The organism is Marivita sp. (genome assembly GCF_965656765.1).
In the GTDB taxonomy this organism is placed as follows: Bacteria; Pseudomonadota; Alphaproteobacteria; order Rhodobacterales; family Rhodobacteraceae; genus Marivita.
The window spans coordinates 1-17,817 of record NZ_CBFHLV010000007.1; the positions used below are offsets into that span (position 1 = coordinate 1).

General features: G+C 58.8%; 18 protein-coding genes. 4 read left to right on the forward strand and 14 right to left on the reverse strand.

Translation table 11 applies throughout. The annotated features are described in order from the left end of the window. Window positions 1-153 precede the first annotated feature (153 nt). The 4 genes from ACTG4M_RS03565 to ACTG4M_RS03580 form a co-directional block, all read right to left on the reverse strand. Window positions 154-513 carry a hypothetical protein gene (locus ACTG4M_RS03565; protein WP_439122259.1) on the reverse strand — a complete coding sequence of 120 codons (360 nt, stop codon included), beginning with the start codon at window positions 511-513 and terminating at the stop codon, window positions 154-156. A 63-nt stretch (window positions 514-576) separates the two neighbouring features. Continuing rightward, on the reverse strand, window positions 577-723 hold the full coding sequence (locus ACTG4M_RS03570; RefSeq protein ID WP_439122260.1) for a hypothetical protein: 147 nt from the start codon (window positions 721-723) through the stop codon (window positions 577-579). Window positions 724-940: 217 nt separating this feature from the next. Then, window positions 941-1,666 carry a DUF6497 family protein gene (locus ACTG4M_RS03575; RefSeq protein WP_439122261.1) on the reverse strand — a complete coding sequence of 242 codons (726 nt, stop codon included), beginning with the start codon at window positions 1,664-1,666 and terminating at the stop codon, window positions 941-943. A 43-nt stretch (window positions 1,667-1,709) separates the two neighbouring features. Further along, window positions 1,710-3,242: an acyl-CoA carboxylase subunit beta gene (locus ACTG4M_RS03580; protein ID WP_439122262.1), complete on the reverse strand. Its 1,533-nt coding sequence runs from the start codon at window positions 3,240-3,242 to the stop codon at window positions 1,710-1,712. 176 nt (window positions 3,243-3,418) lie between these two features. On the opposite strand from ACTG4M_RS03580, the gene ACTG4M_RS03585 reads away from it, so the two are divergent. Together ACTG4M_RS03585 and ACTG4M_RS03590 are read left to right on the forward strand one after the other, a co-directional pair. Beyond that, a complete protein-coding gene (locus tag ACTG4M_RS03585; RefSeq protein ID WP_439122263.1) occupies window positions 3,419-4,648 on the forward strand; it encodes a multidrug effflux MFS transporter in 1,230 nt (409 codons plus the stop codon). A gap of 53 nt (window positions 4,649-4,701) precedes the next feature. Next, entirely contained in the window at window positions 4,702-6,099 is a 1,398-nt protein-coding gene (locus ACTG4M_RS03590) for a helix-turn-helix domain-containing protein (protein ID WP_439122264.1), read from the forward strand. A gap of 101 nt (window positions 6,100-6,200) precedes the next feature. Here the strand turns inward: ACTG4M_RS03590 and ACTG4M_RS03595 are convergent, their stop codons facing one another. The 7 genes from ACTG4M_RS03595 to bchE form a co-directional block, all read right to left on the reverse strand. Further along, window positions 6,201-6,896, reverse strand: coding sequence for an N-acetylmuramoyl-L-alanine amidase (locus ACTG4M_RS03595; RefSeq protein ID WP_439122335.1), 696 nt, complete (start codon window positions 6,894-6,896; stop codon window positions 6,201-6,203). Continuing rightward, entirely contained in the window at window positions 6,860-7,573 is a 714-nt protein-coding gene (locus ACTG4M_RS03600; protein WP_439122265.1) for a hypothetical protein, read from the reverse strand. Before ACTG4M_RS03600 ends, ACTG4M_RS03595 begins: the two co-directional genes overlap by 37 nt. Before the next feature lie 22 nt (window positions 7,574-7,595). Then, complete coding sequence (gatA, locus tag ACTG4M_RS03605; protein WP_439122266.1) at window positions 7,596-9,080, reverse strand: Asp-tRNA(Asn)/Glu-tRNA(Gln) amidotransferase subunit GatA; 1,485 nt, start codon at window positions 9,078-9,080, stop codon at window positions 7,596-7,598. Then, entirely contained in the window at window positions 9,080-9,367 is a 288-nt protein-coding gene (gatC, locus tag ACTG4M_RS03610; protein WP_439122267.1) for an Asp-tRNA(Asn)/Glu-tRNA(Gln) amidotransferase subunit GatC, read from the reverse strand. The genes gatA and gatC overlap by 1 nt, the downstream gene beginning before the upstream one ends. Before the next feature lie 158 nt (window positions 9,368-9,525). Then, complete coding sequence (locus tag ACTG4M_RS03615; RefSeq protein WP_439122268.1) at window positions 9,526-10,695, reverse strand: GAF domain-containing protein; 1,170 nt, start codon at window positions 10,693-10,695, stop codon at window positions 9,526-9,528. Window positions 10,696-10,910: 215 nt separating this feature from the next. Continuing rightward, on the reverse strand, window positions 10,911-11,540 hold the full coding sequence (gene bchJ, locus ACTG4M_RS03620) for a bacteriochlorophyll 4-vinyl reductase (protein ID WP_439122269.1): 630 nt from the start codon (window positions 11,538-11,540) through the stop codon (window positions 10,911-10,913). After that, window positions 11,512-13,176 (reverse strand): magnesium-protoporphyrin IX monomethyl ester anaerobic oxidative cyclase, encoded by a 1,665-nt coding sequence (gene bchE, locus ACTG4M_RS03625; protein ID WP_439122270.1) that lies wholly within the window; start codon window positions 13,174-13,176, stop codon window positions 11,512-11,514. The genes bchJ and bchE overlap by 29 nt, the downstream gene beginning before the upstream one ends. 138 nt (window positions 13,177-13,314) lie before the next feature. On the opposite strand from bchE, the gene ACTG4M_RS03630 reads away from it, so the two are divergent. Then, window positions 13,315-14,007 carry a metal-dependent hydrolase gene (locus ACTG4M_RS03630; RefSeq protein ID WP_439122271.1) on the forward strand — a complete coding sequence of 231 codons (693 nt, stop codon included), beginning with the start codon at window positions 13,315-13,317 and terminating at the stop codon, window positions 14,005-14,007. Between the two features lie 76 nt (window positions 14,008-14,083). Here the strand turns inward: ACTG4M_RS03630 and ACTG4M_RS03635 are convergent, their stop codons facing one another. Continuing rightward, entirely contained in the window at window positions 14,084-15,373 is a 1,290-nt protein-coding gene (locus tag ACTG4M_RS03635; protein WP_439122272.1) for an O-acetylhomoserine aminocarboxypropyltransferase/cysteine synthase family protein, read from the reverse strand. Window positions 15,374-15,599: 226 nt separating this feature from the next. Between ACTG4M_RS03635 and ACTG4M_RS03640 the strand changes: the two genes are divergently transcribed. Beyond that, window positions 15,600-16,589: an NAD(P)H-quinone oxidoreductase gene (locus ACTG4M_RS03640; protein WP_439122273.1), complete on the forward strand. Its 990-nt coding sequence runs from the start codon at window positions 15,600-15,602 to the stop codon at window positions 16,587-16,589. A gap of 81 nt (window positions 16,590-16,670) precedes the next feature. Here the strand turns inward: ACTG4M_RS03640 and ACTG4M_RS03645 are convergent, their stop codons facing one another. Further along, window positions 16,671-17,264, reverse strand: a complete 594-nt coding sequence (locus tag ACTG4M_RS03645; RefSeq protein ID WP_439122274.1) for a YeeE/YedE thiosulfate transporter family protein — start codon at window positions 17,262-17,264, stop codon at window positions 16,671-16,673. 3 nt (window positions 17,265-17,267) lie between these two features. Further along, window positions 17,268-17,816, reverse strand: a complete 549-nt coding sequence (locus tag ACTG4M_RS03650; RefSeq protein ID WP_439122275.1) for a YeeE/YedE thiosulfate transporter family protein — start codon at window positions 17,814-17,816, stop codon at window positions 17,268-17,270. Window position 17,817: the final 1 nt, after the last annotated feature.

The following is a 17,817-nucleotide window of genomic DNA, read 5'->3' on the forward strand; positions in this document are numbered from 1 at the left end:
AAGGGTAACGGTGAACAAATGGCGAAATCTGCCTACGCCATGTCACTAGGAACAATCCAACATTGGCAGAACCGCGTGACGCGTCAATAAAAGATCCAATACAACCTATGGTATCGGCTTTTTCCCGCGCATACTGACGTGTGGTAAGCGGCATCATGCCCAATCCTCGTCCTCAAACGCCTCTGGGAACGACACACGCGCAACCGCTTCGTTGATGATCAACTGCGCCTCATAGCTGGCCGGATCAAAGGGATCGTCATGCGGCAGCACCTCGCGACCAAAAAGCCAGCTCAAACGCCCAGCATCAAGGTTGCCCCGCTCGAAAGGCTCATCCCCAAAATGCGCCCAGAGGGCTGCCATAAACGCGGCATCAGCCCGCTTATCGGGCGGACGCCGGTCGCGATAGCGTTCGCGCTTGATCAGCGGCGTCACCCCTTTGGGGTTGGGCCTGCGAATGACAAATTGGAAATCAGTACCGGGAAGCCGCCCCGGAAAGCCGCGATGCTTCAGCACGGGGCACCCCCGCTGCGCATCGTCCAAAAGGGGGCGAGCGCCTCGGCCCGCCCCGTTTTGAGTTTACTTGTACTTGCCTGTGTACACGGGCTCGTGGCTGATCGGCTCTGGGTCGATAACCACAAACTCTTCTTCAGCCTGTTTTTGTGCACACGCCGAAAGCGCTGCAAAAAGACCGACTGCGGCAAGAAGCTTGATGCTCTTTGACATCTAGTTCTCCTGTCAGGTTCAAAAAAGGACCCAACACGACCGGATGGTCCTGCCTGTCCTCGGTTCGAGGTAGTGACTGCTTGGGTGCAGTCCGTCCCAGAATACCCTGAAAACACGGCAAAAAGATATCCACAGCCGCCAACAACGCGACCCTGTGACTCAAAAGACTCAAACCGATCAAGGCCGGACCGGCGCGTCGCAACATGTGGTGGAAGCATCAGAAAAACTCCAAGATGCAGGTCTCGTTTTCGATGCGATATGCCTCAAAAAACTGCGTAACGTCTGCTGTGGCGACCCCGAATTCGGTCTCTTCCTGACTAAAGGAAATCACGATCTGGTTCGGTTGAGGCCCGACATCGGGTGACAGACGCGGGATCGCATAGGTCTCGCACAGATGGTGCATATCGACCTCGACATCCTCATATTCCCGACCTTCACTACCAATCTCGGGCGCAACAAACCGGAACCGATACACAAGCCCGTTGCCGGGCCTATCCCACAGCATCTCGTGAAACGTCACAGGTTGGCCAGAGGGGACATCCAGCGGTTCATTCGCAAAAACAGGCGGCGCTAGGAAAAGCGCAAAAACGCATAATACCTGCTTGCTCACAGAGGCCCAGTTCACCCAACGTGCCCGCGCCTTCGGATTGTGCAACACGTCTTCCAGACGCTGCCGTACCGACGCAGATTGGCTCGACGTGGGCAATCGCCCGCCCGCCGTCACGCGCATGCCATTGTCCATACGATCCACACGCACAACTGGGGAAAACCCCCGAACCCGTTGCAAGCTGCGCCACATATCCTGCCGCACCTGCCGCGCCAGACGGCCCGGATCACACAAAGGCACCTCGGCCTGCACCGACACATCAAAGCGCGCAGGAAGGTGCCGGGCCAAAGTCAGCCCGTCCTCATCACGCAGAATATGCCAGCCATTGCGAGCCATCAGGTCCCATCCGTTGGGTGCGTGATTTTACGCACCGCGCCTATTAAAGCGGAATATTGTCGTGCTTCTTCCACGGCATGTCTTGCTTCTTCGACCGAAGCGCAGCGAACGCCCGCGCGACCCGTTTGCGCGTGCTGCGCGGTTGGATCACCTCATCGATAAAGCCACGCTCTGCCGCCACAAACGGGTTGGCAAAGCGGTCTTCGTATTCTGCTGCATGGGCCGCGATCTTGTCCGGATCGTTCAGATCGGCACGGTGAATGATCTCTGTCGCCCCTTTGGCACCCATCACCGCAATCTCGGATGTGGGCCATGCATAGTTCACATCTGCACGTAGATGCTTGGACGCCATAACCACATAGGCCCCACCATAGCTTTTCCGGGTGATGACCGTCACCTTCGGCACAGTCGCTTCACCATAAGCAAACAGCAACTTTGCGCCATGCTTGATCACGCCGTTATATTCCTGCGACGTTCCGGGCAGGAACCCCGGCACGTCCACCAACGACAGGATCGGAATACCAAAGCAATCACAAAAGCGAACAAAACGCGCCGCCTTGCGGGCCGAGTCGATATCCAGAACACCGGCCAGGATCATGGGCTGGTTCGCCACCACACCGACAGTCTGCCCCTCGAGGCGAATAAACCCGGTGATGATGTTCTTGGCGAAGTCTTCCTGAATCTCGTAGAAATCGCCCTCATCTGCGATCTTGTGGATAAGCTCTTTCATATCATAGGGCGTGTTGGCGTTTTCCGGCACCAACGTATCAAGCGATTCCTCAACGCGGTCCACATCGTCAAAGAACGGCCGTGTCGGGCTGGGCTGACGATTGTTGAGCGGCAGGAAATCCACCAGCCGCCGCACTTCGGCCAATGCCTCCACATCGTTCTCAAACGCGCCATCCGCGACCGAAGATTTCTTGGTGTGGGTGGATGCACCGCCCAGTTCTTCGGCTGTGACCTGTTCGTTGGTGACTGTCTTCACAACGTCAGGGCCGGTGACAAACATGTAAGACGAATCCTTCACCATGAAGATGAAGTCAGTCATTGCCGGGCTGTAAACCGCCCCACCCGCGCAAGGCCCCATGATCACGCTGATTTGTGGCACGACGCCCGACGCCATGATGTTACGCTGGAACACTTCGCCGTAACCAGCAAGGCTGTCGACACCTTCCTGAATGCGCGCACCCCCGGAATCGTTGATCCCGACCACCGGAGCGCCGTTCTGCATCGCCATATCCATGATCTTGCAGATCTTCATCGCATGTGTGGCAGACACCGACCCACCCAGAACGGTGAAGTCCTGAGAGAACACATAGACCATGCGGCCATTGATCGTGCCCCAGCCGGTGACAACACCGTCGCCCGCAGGACGGTTCTTTTCCATCCCGAAATCGGTGCAGCGATGCGTGACGAACATGTCGTATTCTTCAAAGCTGCCTTCATCGAGCAGCAGTTCAACCCGCTCACGCGCCGTCAGCTTGCCACGGGCGTGCTGCGCGTCGATACGTTTTTGCCCACCACCCATGCGGGCATCCGCGCGGCGGGTTTCCAACTCTTGCAGAATATCTTTCATGGACCGTCCCTTTGTCGCTTTGCGGGGAACATACTGCGACATGGCACCATCTCAAGCGTTAAAGAGCAAATTTGCAAACTGTGGAAACGTGAAGAGTTGCAATTTGCAAAACTGCAAATTGTATCGTTACGCCTGTTCATATGGACATTCCCGCACACCGGGCGTAGCGATAGGTAATGAGTTACGCCTCTAAGGTCCGATTTCTCGACCGATCCACACCGCCGCATATTGTCACACTGATCCTGCTCGCAGGACTGTCGGCGCTGGTGATGAACATCTTCCTGCCGTCCCTGCCCAACATGACGGCGTATTTTCAAACCGAATACTGGCTGATGCAGCTGTCGGTGGCTGTCTACCTGGCCGTGAACGCGGTGCTGCAGCTGGTGATCGGTCCGATCTCGGACAAAATGGGCCGCCGCCCTGTGATCTTGTGGGGAATCGGTGGGTTTTGCGTGGCCACAGTTGGTTGCATCTATGCCCCAGATATCTACACATTCCTTGGCTTCCGTATGGCCCAAGCAGTGATCGTGACCGCCATGGTCCTCAGCCGTGCGGTGGTACGCGATTGCGTGCCCCAAGACCAAGCGGCCTCTATGATCGGCTACGTCACAATGGGCATGGCGGTCGTGCCGATGATCGGCCCCGCTTTTGGCGGCGTACTTGACCAGTATTTCGGCTGGCAGGCCAACTTCTGGCTCTTGCTGATCTTGGGGCTGGGCTTGTTCTGGCTCACATGGTCGGACCTTGGCGAAACGGCCGCTGTCAGCGGCCTGACCCTTGGGCAGCAATTCGCCCAATACCCGGAACTCTTGGCAAGCCCGCGCTTCTGGGGCTACGCCGTTGCAGCCGCTATGTCATCGGGCGCATTCTTTGCTTACCTCGGCGGCGCGCCTTACGTCGGCACCGAAGTCTTTGGCATGTCGCCCGCCATGCTGGGCTTTTTCTTCGGCGCGCCAGCCATCGGATACTTTTTGGGCAACTTCATCTCGGGACGTTATTCCGCCCGGATCGGTGTGAACCGAATGGTTTTGGTGGGCACGTTCATCAACTGCACCGGTATTCTGCTGTCCATGCTGGTCTTCTGGCTGGGCTATGGAACAGAATGGAGCTTTTTTGGGTTCATGACCTTCGTCGGCCTTGGCAACGGCATGACCATCCCCAATGCCACCGCAGGCATGTTGTCGGTGCGGCCTCATCTGGCTGGCACCGCATCCGGGCTTGGCGGATCAATCATGCTGGGTGGCGGTGCAGGGCTTTCGGCATTGGCCGGTGCATTGCTGGTCTCTGGGTCCGGCCCATGGCCGCTGCTTTGGATTATGCTGGTGACTGCGGTTTGCGCGATACTTGCGATTCAACTGGTGATCTGGCGCGCAGCGCAACTGGCAGGGCTGGACAGCGCGGGGTGAATTTGCAAACTCGGACCTGACAGGCTGCAAAGCTGCAAACACCCGAGGACGCAATGGCCACCCAGAAACTCTATGCCGGTGCCAAACTGCGCGAGATTCGCACCCGGCTGGGCATCACCCAACGCGACTTCGCCGCCAAGGTGGGGGTGTCCCTGCCCTACCTCAACCAAATGGAAAACAACAAGCGCCCACTGTCGACGACGGTCGTTTTGGCGCTGGCACAGGAATTTGGCGTCGATGTCACCGAACTTGGCCAAGGCGATGCAGAACGCATGATCTCTGACATGCGCGAGGCTCTGGCTGACCCCGTGTTTGCCGATATCTCGCCACCGATTGCCGACCTGCGCCTGACTGCATCGAACGCGCCGGGGCTGGCGCGGGCGTTTCTGGAGCTACACCGCGCCTATCGCCAAAACCATGAACGCTTGGCGTCGTTGGACGAAGCGTTGGGCCGTGAAGGCGCGCAATTGCAGCCTAGCCCGTGGGAGGAGGTGCGCGATTTCTTCCACTATTGCGACAACTATATCGACGCGGTGGACAAGGCCGCAGAGCGCGTGGCGACCAAGCTGACTGGCTCGGACCGCGTACGCGCTGCCATTCGCGGGCTCGAGGCCGAAGGACTGCACGTCCGCTTTACCAATATGCCGGAACTGCGCCGCTTTGATGAGCTGCGGCAGGAACTGACTTTGTCGTCGCTGGCCGCCCCCGAGACGCAGACTTTTCAAATGATGCTGCAACTGGCGCTGGCCCGGCATGGCAAGCTGTTGGATGCGACGCTTGATCTAGGACGGTTTCAGTCAGACGCAGCCCGTGACATCGCGCGGTTGGGGCTGGCGAATTATTTCGCGGGCGCTGCGGTCATGCCGTACGGTCAATTCCTACAAGCCGCCCATGATACACGCCACGATCTGGAACTGATGGCCCGCCGCTTTGGCGCGTCAATCGAACAAGTGGCACATCGCCTGTCCACGCTGCAACGGCCCGGCGCCAAGGGGATTCCGTTTTTCTTTGTCCGGGTCGATCAGGCCGGCACAATCACCAAGCGGCACTCAGCCACACGCCTGCAATTCGCGCGCTTTGGCGGGGCCTGTCCGCTCTGGAACGTGCACCGCGCCTTCGAAACGCCGGGCCGGTTCCTACGGCAGCTGGCCGAGACCCCGGACGGGGTGCGCTATATTTCACTTGCGCGGGATGTGTCGAAAACCGGCGGGCATTTTGGTGCGCCAGTGCGGCGCTATGCAATTGCCCTTGGCTGCGAAGTGAAACACGCAGGCGCTTTAATCTATGCCGATGGGCTGGATTTGAACCGCGATGGGGCGTTTGAACCGATTGGCATTTCCTGCCGGATTTGTGAGCGGTCGCATTGCCATCAACGGTCGGTTCCACCGCTAGAGCGGAAGCTGACGATCCAGACGCATCGGCGTGGCATTTTACCCTATGAACTGAATTGAGCGGCCGGACGATGCGTTGACGCATCGCGTATTTCCGTAAACGGAAATACTTGGGGGCTCTGCCCCCAAAAACCCCGAGGGTATTTGCAAACCAGAGAAGATCAGGATGCGGCGACGGGCCAGCGTTGTGCCAGATTGGCCATGATCGCACGGTCTGTATCATCAAGCGGACCTGAGGCGGACGGTCGGAACCGCAGGCGGACGCTGTGCAGCAGTGTTTCAAGGGGAACGTCGGCGGTGTATCCAAAAGTCTTGGCATTGGCTTCAAAATCGCCATCGCCCATGGCATCGGGCCAGATGGCAAGGCCTTGTCGTGCAAGACGTTGCCAGTCAAACCGCGCGCCGGGGTCGATCTTGCGACCCGGCGCCATATCGGAATGGCCGATCACCCGTTCAGGCGGGATCGCATGGCGATCCATGATCCCCGACATAAGCGCGTCGAGCGCATCCATTTGTTTTGCCGCAAAGGGTGTGCTGCCGGTGTTGGCGATCTCTATCCCGATGGACCGGGAGTTCACATCCGTGATCGGGCCCCACGACCCTGCCCCGGCATGCCAGGCGCGGTCTGCCTCATCGACGAGTTGCCAGACGGTGCCATCCGGCCCCAGCACGTAATGCGCTGAAACCTGCGCGTCGGTATGGCAAAGCCAGTCGCGCGCTTTTTCAGCGCAGTCCATTGCCGTGTAATGCAGAACGATCAGGTCAGGCCGCGCACCATCGCGGCGCGGCCCGCAATTGGGCGACGGATGCCAGAGCGGCGTCAGTTTCGCACCGCGCGGAACGGAGCCGGATCCCAGCTGCAGGCAAATCCATCGCCATCCGGATCCAGGTTCTGACGATCGCGTTCCGGGCCACCATTGGCGAGGAATTCCTCTTGAGCCAGGTCCGCCGAAGTGAACGCCGCGCAATTGCGCAGGTGGCGGTTTTCAGACGCCAGAGACGAGCGGCGGTAGATCGGCGCGCCTTTTGGATTTGTCGTTTGCAGCGCGTAAGCCACGATGTTGGGCGTGTTGCTGCCTGGGCGCGTTGGCAACGCTTCGGGGGCGATGATCTGATAACGCGCGCGGTTCTGAGCGATCAGGGCCGCGTCACCTTCGATTGAGCGGGTGTTAGAGACCGCGTTGAAATCGTTCTCGGACGAGATCCCGGCGGCGTTTTCAACGATCTGGGGCGCGGCATTGCCGGGCGAGGCCTGCACAGGATCAACCCCGGAATTGGCACGGCGCGCCTCAAGCGCGGCGGCGTCCAGTGGGCCTGTGGCGGACAGCGGTGCGCCGGTCACTGTCGGTGGTGCGCCGATGGTTGTTGGCGCCGCGCTCCCCTCAAGCACCGCCTCGCGGCGTTGTTGGTAGCTGTCGTATCGGTCAAAACCGACGCCTTGCGCGCTATCGGGCACGGGGCCCGCGCAAGCGGTGAGCATCGCTGCAGCAACGCCCACGGCAAGCAGTCGGAATACGCAATGTGTCTGGGTCATGTCCTGCCTCGTTTGGCGCGGTTTACCACCATTGGGAGGGCTTCGCCACAAACCCGGCCGCCTGTTCAAGCGCGTAGGCGGTATTCAGCAAATCACCCTCTTCCCAAGGGCGACCAATCAGTTGCAGGCCAAGCGGAAGACCTTGTTTGTCAACGCCAGTCGGCACCGAGATGCCCGGCAAACCGGCCAGGTTCACTGTGACAGTGAAGACGTCGTTGAGATACATCTCGACGGGGTCCGACACCTCTTTGCCCAGCTCGAACGCAGCGGACGGTGTGGCCGGTGTCAGGATCGCATCGACACCTTGAGCAAAAACGTCTTCGAAATCTTTCTTGATCAATGTGCGGACCTTACGAGCGCGGTTGTAATAGGCGTCGTAGAAGCCCGCCGACAGCACATAGGTGCCGACCATGACGCGGCGCTGCACTTCGGGACCAAAGCCTTCGGCGCGTGTTTTTTCGTACATATCGGTGATACCGTCGCCTTGCGCCAGTTTCGCACGGTGGCCGTAGCGTACGCCGTCATAGCGCGCGAGATTGCTCGACGCCTCGGCAGGGGCAATCACGTAGTAGGCCGGCAGCGCGTATTTGGTGTGCGGAAGCGAGATGTCTTTGATCACTGCACCTGCGTCTTCGAGCATCTTGCGGCCTTCGGACCAGAGCGTTTCGATCTCGTCGGGCATGCCGTCCATCGTGTATTCGCGTGGAATGCCAATGGTTTTTCCCTTGATGTCGCCGGTAAGCATCGCTTCGAAATTCGGCACCGCCAGATCGGCGCTTGTGCTGTCTTTCGGATCGTGGCCACACATCGCCTCAAGCATGATGGCGGCGTCGCGTACATCTTTGGTCATCGGGCCTGCCTGGTCCAGCGAGGATGCAAACGCGACGATGCCCCAGCGCGAGCAGCGGCCATAGGTTGGCTTGATCCCGGTGATGCCGGTAAATGCGGCGGGCTGGCGGATCGAGCCGCCAGTGTCGGTGCCGGTGGCGCCAAGGCAGAGGTCAGCAGCGACAGCCGAGGCAGAGCCCCCCGAGGAGCCCCCTGGGGTCAATGCAGTGTCATCATTGCCACGGCGCCATGGGTTGATTGCGTTGCCGTAAGTGGAGGTCTCGTTCGACGAGCCCATGGCGAATTCGTCCATGTTGAGCTTGCCCAACATAACAGCCCCCGCACCAAACAGTTGGCTTGTGACGGTGCTTTCGTATTCCGGCTTAAAGCCATTCAAGATCGCGCTGGCGGCTTGGGATGGCACACCTTTGGTGCAGAACAGGTCTTTGATGCCCAGCGGGATGCCGCAGAGGTCGGGCGCATCGCCTGCCTTGATCCGGTCATCGGCGGATTTCGCCTGCGCCATCGCCACTTCGGGCGTTTTATGGACAAACGCGCCCAAAGCGTCGGCAGCGTCGATGGCCGAAAGGCACGCTTCGGTCAATTCCACGCTGGTGACGTCGCCTTTGCGCAGCGCATCACGCGCGTCGGAGATTTTGAGTTTGGTCAGATCAGACATTATTCAACCACCTTCGGCACTGCGAAAAAGCCTTCACGCGCGTCCGGCGCATTCGCCAGAACCTTGTCCTGCATGCCACCATCGGTGACCACATCCTCACGCCGCTTGAGGCGCATCGGCTCCACGCTCACCATGGGTTCCACGCCATCGACATCAACCTCGTTCAGCTGTTCGATAAAGCCGAGGATATTGCTGAATTCCTGCGCCAAAGCCGGAAGTGCATCATCCTCGACGCGGATGCGCGCAAGCTTGGCCACGCGGGCGGCGGTTTCGATATCAATGGACATGAGGTGGGCCCCCTCGGTTTTGCTAAACGCTGATCTTTGGCAGCGTTTAGCGATACCTGTAGGTGGGTTCAAGTGGCCCGTCGGGTGCATCAAGACCACGTGACCTGTCCCGGTCGGTCAAACGTTGTAATGGCGTTTCCGGGATCACGGCGGCAGCTTTAGTCATTGCCGTCAAACACTGCACGCGGCACGGTCAAAGCGTGCGAGACACCCGCCTTGTTCCATTCGGTTTCCAAGCTGCCCTGCATTTGACGTGTTACAGTCAGATCAATCAACCGGCTGCCGAACCCTCGGTCAATCGGCGCACCTGCAATTTCGGGCCCACCAGTTTCGCACCAGTCGAGGTGCAGAGCATCGTCGGTCAGAGTGCCCGTGATACTGACGTGCCCGTCTGGAATGGACAAAGCCCCGTATTTTGCAGCGTTCGTGGCAAGTTCATGGATCACCAACGCCAGATCAGTCACTGCGCGCCCTGACAAGCCAAGGTCCGGCACATTGATCGCAACTTGAACGCGTCCCCCTGCCTGATGCGGTTGCAGCAGTCGGTCGATCAGCGCCGCAAGATCAATGCTGTGGGTCTTTGCATCCGGGTCTGCCAAGGCAGGACTGATCATGTCATGCGCCCAATCAAGTGCGGACAACCTGCCCTGCAGTGCCTGCGCCATCTCTGCCGGAGTATCAGAAGACCGGGCCGTCAATGAGATCATCCCGCCAACGATCGAGAACAGGTTTTTGACCCGATGGTTCAATTCGCGGGCTAAGGTTTGCATGGCATCGCGTTCATGGCGCAGTTGCAGTTCGGTTTCCAACATCGCCGCAAGATCGGTCAGCACCTCGACATCCTGATCGGTCCAGTCGCGCGGCCTGTCATTGATGGCGCAGAACGATCCGATGGGTTCGCCTTTCGGCGCGTGGATGGGCACCCCGAGATAGGCAATCACCCCCAGATCGGACACAGCCCCATTCGATTGAAGCAACGGATGATCGCGCGCGTCGCTGACGGCCAGCGTCATGTCATGCGCCACGACATATTGGCAAAATGAATGAGACAAGGGCGTTTCATACAAAGGGTCGCCATTCTGTGACAACCCACATTGCGCTTTGAAATACTGGCGGCGGTCATCGACAAACGACGCCAGTCCAACCGGAACACCCAGCATGTTCGTGGCAAGGCGCACTGTCCGGTCAAACACGTCCTCGGCTGCCGAATCCATTACACCGCTTTTATCCAGCGCCGCCAGTCGTACGGAATCTGACAGACGCGCGGCATGGTCAGGATGTGGCTGCTCTGGGAATGCAGCGCCGTCTTTCGGCTTATGAAAACTCACGCGTGCCGCCCTCCGTGGCGCAAAACGAAATGGCTTTGATTTACAACTGCCCACGCGCCTTTGGGCGCAGACAATGTGCAGCGGCCACGTGTTTTGGGATGCCAAAGACCCGCGACAGTCTTTGACTTTATCGTCCAAGCGGAACAGGGAAAACTGGTTTTTTATCGACAACGGGCAGCTTGCGCGATCTCACGCCTGATCAGCGGGCACGCTGTTCAGGCAGGATCAATCGTCAGCTCGAACGTGCAGACGTCATGTTGCGGCATCGCGCAACAGGCGACTTCGCGGCACGTCACACGGCTGTGGACCAATGTGCGGTACAGATGTTCGAAAACTGCAGCGTGCCAATGACAGAGCGGGACATCGCTGTGTTCGCCCTGCACAATTGGATTATGCGCAATCTCGAACCGCCAAGGCCCTTTGGCGACAAAAGCGCCGGACCCTGCAAAGGTCCAGGCGTGTTTGGTGATTGCTTTTGACAGGCTGCGCGCCGCCAGTTGGGCTGGCAGCGCCTTAAGCAACCATTGCACCGGCTGTGGAATACGGTGCGCAAGAATGTACTCCGCAGTCGCTTTGCCTGCCTCGGCAGCCAGTTCTGGTGCCATGTCCGGCTCATCGCGCCGCAACACCTGATGCAGGCGCGCGGCGTCACCTTCGGGGATCATCTGAGTTCCGTCAGGCACCTCGAATACCCCCGCCTCGGCCAGCATCTGCGCCACCCGGGCCTCACCGCCGATCCGTTCGATTTGCGGCAACAGTTGCAGGATGGCGTTCGGGCCGATCAGCGCGCCATGTTGGACTGCGGGGCGGGCATCCTCAGACGTCCTCCATTTGCTGGGATCCACCTCCGCAGGCTTTGACCTCGGCTCCGTTCGGCATCTTGAAGTCCTGCGTCCGTTCGGCTGACCGCTCTTTCATCTGCGCCTTGACCGCCTCGCGACGCTCCTTGGCCGCAGCGGCTTTGTCAGCAGAGGACACCCAATCCTCCATCTGTGCCTCGGCGATCGTGCGGCTGTCGTCAAAGTGGAAGTCCAGCTTATTCTTGGATTGCGGCCCGGTATAGCCGACCTTGCCCAGATCATAGAACGTGCGGCCGACACCTGCCTTGAGGAAGGCATAAAGACATCCCAGCAGGTACCGCCGGCGGAACCCGGTGCCGCGCCACGGATAATGGAACAGCGCCTTTTTCATGTAGAAGCGGCGGTAGTTGTTCATCACACCATCGAGCAATTCTCCCCGCTCCATCGCGGCAGGCTTCATGATCGGCGTGACGAAGTTATATCGACTGAAATCAAAGACTTCAACTTGATCCTTCAACTCTTGAAACAAGGGCGTAAAGGGCCACGGCGTGTACATCGACCAGTTCGCCAGATCGGGCTGCCAGTCCCACGCCATTTGGTAGGTCTCTTCGAGCGTTTCGGAGGTTTCGTTGTCCAGCCCCACGATGAACTGAGCCTCAACCAGAATGTCGGCTTCACGCAGCAGGCGGATCGCCTCCTTGTTTTCCTCGACCTTGGTTTCCTTGTTGAAGACATCGAGCTTCATCTGCGCGGCGGCCTCGGTTCCCAAGGACACATGGACCAGACCCGCCTTGCGATAGAACTTGAGCAGATCGCGGTCGCGGTAGATGTCGGTCACGCGGGTGTTGATCCCCCATTTGACCTTGTCCGGAAGACCCCGGTCGATCAGTTCCTGACAGAAGGCGACAAATTTCTTCTTGTTGATGGTGGGTTCTTCATCGGCAAGGATGAAAAAGCCCACACCATGGTTTTCGACCAAATCCTCGATCTCGTCGACCACGTCCTTGGGATCGCGGACACGATAATCGCGCCAGAACTTCCACTGAGAACAGAATGAGCAGGTGAACGGGCAACCGCGCGCAAGGTTCGGGATCGCAACCCGTGTGCCCAGCGGGATGTAGATATATTTGTCCCATTCTAGAACGGTCCAGTCGGGTTTGATCTTGGACAGGTCTTTGACCGTGCTCGCCGCCGGGGTTGCGACGATCTGGTCTCCGTCCAAGAACGCGAGGCCCTTGATCTTGTGCTTGTCGGCAGGCCAGCGCCCGTCTTCAATGGCCAGCATCAATTCGGTGCAGATTTCCTCACCTTCGCCCCGCACGATCACGTCGACCCAAGGGGCTTCAGAGAAAACCTGCTTGTACATGAAGGTCGCGTGTACGCCGCCCAGCATCCGCACGGCATCGGGCACCACTTCGCTAGCCACCTTAAGCACGTCTTCGGCGCGGTAGATCGACGGGGTGATCGCGGTCACGCCAACCACATCGGGTTTGATCTCTTCCATGCGTTTTGCCAAGTCGGCGTCAGAGACGTCATCTGTCATCGCGTCGATAAAGTGGATATCGTCGAATCCTGCCTGCCGCAGATGGCCTGACAAATACGCGACCCAAGCAGGCGGCCAAGTACCAGCGATTTCGGCCCCGCCAGAGCGGTAATTCGGATGGACAAACAAAATGCGCATGGCGACTCTCCCCGTGTATGTAAACTTACATTGACACATTGCATGTCCGCTTTGATTGACATGGATCAAAACAGTATCAACCCTTTCACACCGCGCCTACTGTGCTAGCCTTGTCTTGCAATTGAGGGGAGATCACAGATGAACATCATTTGGCTTGGACATGGCTCGTTTCGGATCGAAATCGGCGATCAAGTGCTGCTGATTGACCCGTGGATCAACGGCAACCCGATGATGGAAAATCAGGACAAAGACGCGGCCATCGCAGATGCGACGCATATCCTTGTTACGCACGGACATGGCGATCACACTGCCGATGTTGTTGAAATATCCGGCAAAACTGGTGCGCCCGTGTCGGGCATGGTCGAACTGGCCAAACACCTGCACGGGCTTGGCGCGAAAGAGGGCCACGCCTTCAACAAAGGCGGCACCATCACACTGGGCAATACAGCCGCAACGCTGGTTCCAGCCTCGCATTCGTCAACGATGCAGGTCGGAGACACACCGCGCTATATGGGGATGGAGACTGGGTTCATCTTGCGCGGCGATGGAAAGACGCTTTATTTTTCGGGCGACACGTCGATCATGGCCGACATGGATTGGATCGGGGATTACTACAAACCCGATATCGGCATCCTGTCAGCCGGCGGCTATTACACGATGGACATGGCCGGGGTCGCCTATGCCGCTAAGCGGTATTTTGATTTCAAAACGTTGATCCCATGTCATTACCGGACCTTCCCGGCGCTGGAACAATCAGCCGAAGGTCTGATCCGTGCGCTACCCGAGGTCGATGTGATCGAACCGCAGGTCATGCAGGCGATCAACATGTGATTGGCGCGGCAAGCCCGTTAACCGGGCTTGCCGCATTTTCAAACATGCGAATAGGCCCCCAATAGGGCCTTTCCGCTTACTTGACCGCATTCAGCGCTTTGTTCAGGTCGGCAATCAGATCCTTCGGATCTTCGATCCCAATAGAAATCCTTACGACGCTTGGGCCTGCACCCGCTGCTTCCTGTTGCTCCGGTGTCAGCTGACGGTGCGTCGTCGAAGCAGAGTGGATTACAAGGCTGCGTGTGTCGCCAAGGTTTGCCACGTGGCTGAAGATCTCGAGCGAGTCGACGAATTTCACACAAGCGTCATACCCCCCCTTGAGCTTGACCGTGAACAGGCCGCCTGCCCCTTTGGGACAGATCTTGTCGACCCGGTGGTTATAGGGCGAGGATGGCAGGCCAGCATAGGTCACCGCCTCGACCGCGTCATGGGTTTCCAGCCAGCCGGCCACTTCCATCGCGTTCTCGACATGCTTCTGCATCCGCAGCGACAGGGTTTCGATCCCCATCAGCGTGTAATGCGCGGCCTGTGGGTTTAGCGTCATGCCCAGATCGCGCAGACCGATGGCAATGCCGTGGAACGTGAAGGCCAAAGGCCCAAATGTCTCGGCAAACTTGAGACCATGATAGGCGGGCTCCGGTTCGCTCAGTGACGGGAACTTGTCGTTCGCGGTCCAATCGAACTTGCCGCTGTCGACCACTACACCGCCCGTAACAGTACCGTTGCCGGTCAGGTACTTGGTCATCGAATGTACAACCAGCGTCGCACCATGTTCAATCGGGCGGCACAGATACGGTGTGGCGGATGTGTTGTCCACGATCAGCGGAATGCCCGCCGCGTCCGAAATGGCCGAGATCGCATCAAGATCCGTGATGTAGCCACCTGGGTTGGCGATGGATTCGCAGAACACCGCGCGGGTGTCTTCGTTGATTGCTGCCTTGACGGCGTCGAGATCGTCGAAATCGACAAAGGTGGCAGACCAGCCAAAGCGCTTGATCGTCTGGCTGAACTGCGTGACCGTGCCACCGTAGAGACGCGTCGAAGCCACAACGTTCTTACCGGGCCCCATCAGTGGGAACAGCGCCATGATCTGCGCCGCGTGACCTGACGAACAGCAAACTGCGCCCACGCCGCCTTCGAGCGTGGCCATACGTTCCTGCAACGCTGCCACAGTCGGGTTGGTTAGGCGGGAATAAATGTAGCCGACTTCCTGAAGGTTGAAGAGCGCGGCGGCGTGATCGGCATCGCGGAACACATAGGCGGTTGTCTGGTAGATCGGCACCTGACGCGCCCCTGTGGCCGGATCTGGCCGTGCGCCTGCGTGGATTTGAAGCGTGTCGAAACCGTAGTCGGGTCCGTCTGTCATGGTTCTCTCCCCTTGGAACTGGTTGGTTGCGCACAGGATTAGGGCATCGCGGGGGTGCTCACAACTGCTGCCTTGCGCGAAAGAACAGAGCACCGCCTGTCAGTCATTCACCAAAGAACGGTGTTTCGGTTTCAGGCGCTGTCCGAAAACTCTGTTTCGCTGGGCTTGCAGTAGGGCCGCAATCTGCGACACAAGTAAGGCCAGTTTGACAGGAGACCTGATCGCCATGACCCTTCCCGCCACTATGACAGCAGTCGAAATCACCACCCACGGCGGACCGGAGGTTTTGCAGCCAGTTACGGTTCCGGTGCCGAGCCCCAAGGCGGGCGAGATCCTGATCAAAGTGGCTTATGCCGGGGTCAACCGCCCCGACGCCTTGCAGCGCGCAGGCCTTTATAATCCGCCGCCTGATGCGTCGCCCCTGCCCGGGCTTGAAGCAGCAGGCACGGTTGCCGCTATTGGTCCGGGCGTGTCACGTTGGCAGGTCGGCGATTCCGTGACGGCGCTGCTGCCCGGTGGTGGGTATGCGGAGTATGTAACCACCTTTGCCGACCACGCATTGCCCGTACCCGACGGCATGGCGATGGATCAGGCAGCGGCACTGTGCGAGACGTTTTTTACCGTTTGGTCAAATGTGTTCAAACGCGGTGGCCTACAGGCCGGAGAGCGGTTTTTGGTGCATGGTGGATCAAGCGGCATTGGCACAACCGCGATCCAACTGGCCAACTTGCGCGGTGCGCGGGTGTTTACCACCGCCGGGTCCGACGACAAATCTAAGGCTTGTATAGGTTTGGGCGCAGAGCAAGCGTGGAATTACCGAGAGGTGGATTTCGTTGATGCGATGCGCGCGGAAGGTGGCGCCAATGTGATCCTCGATATGGTGGGCGGCGACTACATTCCACGCAATGTAAAGGCTTTGGCCGATGACGGGCGATTGATACAAATCGCCTTTCTGCAAGGGCCAAAGGTCGAGATGAACTTCACCCAGATGATGACCCGGCGGCTGACCCTGACGGGATCAACCCTGCGCCCCCAATCGGTGGCAGCCAAAACCGCCATCGCGCGGGAGCTGGAGACCGAGGTCTGGCCGCATCTGGCATCCGGCCGGATCGGTCCGGTGATGGACAGCGAATTTGCGCTATCTGACGCGGCAAAGGCGCATGAGCGGATGGAAGGGTCGACGCATATCGGGAAGATCGTGCTGAAGGTCATTTAACGCCTGATCGAAACATTTCCCCAAACAAAGAAAAACGCCCCGAACGCGGTCGGGGCGTTTTGGTCTGAAAACCAGCTAAGATCACTCAGCAGGTATCTCCGCCGCCTGCCGCTCGCCAACAAGGTTGTCTGGCAGGACAAAAGCCACCAGAACAAAAACTGCCCCCAGCGCGATACCCAGAAGATCGCCCGAGATTGCCATCAGCCCGTCATAAGACGCACCCGGCACCGAGCCCAGTGTCACCTTGCCCCCTGCCAAATTTTCCAGCATGCCTGACGCCTTCCATGCCGGATAAGTCGCCATGTAAGCCGCGGCCCCTAGCAAGCCGCCAGCGATAAAAAAGAGCGCGTCCTTACGCCCTGAGGCGGCTGCGCAAACACCGGTGCCTGGGCAATAGCCAGATGCCGCCCAGCCTGCGCCAAGCATCAGCCCGCCAATGAACACACCGATATAGGCAGCCTTGACCGACATATGGCCAACATCGACCAGACCCAGCATTTGGCCACCGAACATCAGGATCGACCCGGTGCCGATGGCAAGAAGAATGGTCTTCATCAGGTGCAACCGCCGCAGCGTCAGCATGCCCCCGATCCAATTGGGGTTCGTCGCCCCGATCCGGTCCAGTACCGCACCGAAGGCAGCACCAATCAAGATTGCAAGAAGAATAGAGGTCATGGCTCAGCCCCTTTTGTACATAAGCATGGCAGTGGGAATAGCAGCGGCAAAGGCGCCAGCGGCGAAGATGTAGCCTGAAAGCGCGGTCTGCATCATACCGGACATCATATGTCCTGATGTGCAGCCCCCAGCCAGACGCGCGCCGTAGAGAACGATAAACCCACCTAGAAACGCCACCGCATAGCGCATCATCGGTGTGTCACCGAAGTTCTCCCGCCAGATCTCAGGCGCGGTCCGTTCCAGCTTGTCGATGCCGCCACGCAACCGGGCCGAGGCAAACGCCCCCAGCGCCATAGCGAGAACGAAAACAAAGCTGTAATTCAGAGGATTGGACGCATTGCCTGCGTATTTCCCATCCGATTTCGCCATATAGGCGTTGGTCGAGGTGTAACCTTCATCCGTTTGCGTGATGAAATCAGGTGAGACGACATCCGCCACGATCCCATCGAGGATCACGAATTGCGTCGACACCCCGATGGGTTTGACCAGCAGAACGGCGGCGAAAAACACCAGACCGAGCAGTAGTCCTCCGACCTTCCAATTGAGTACCATG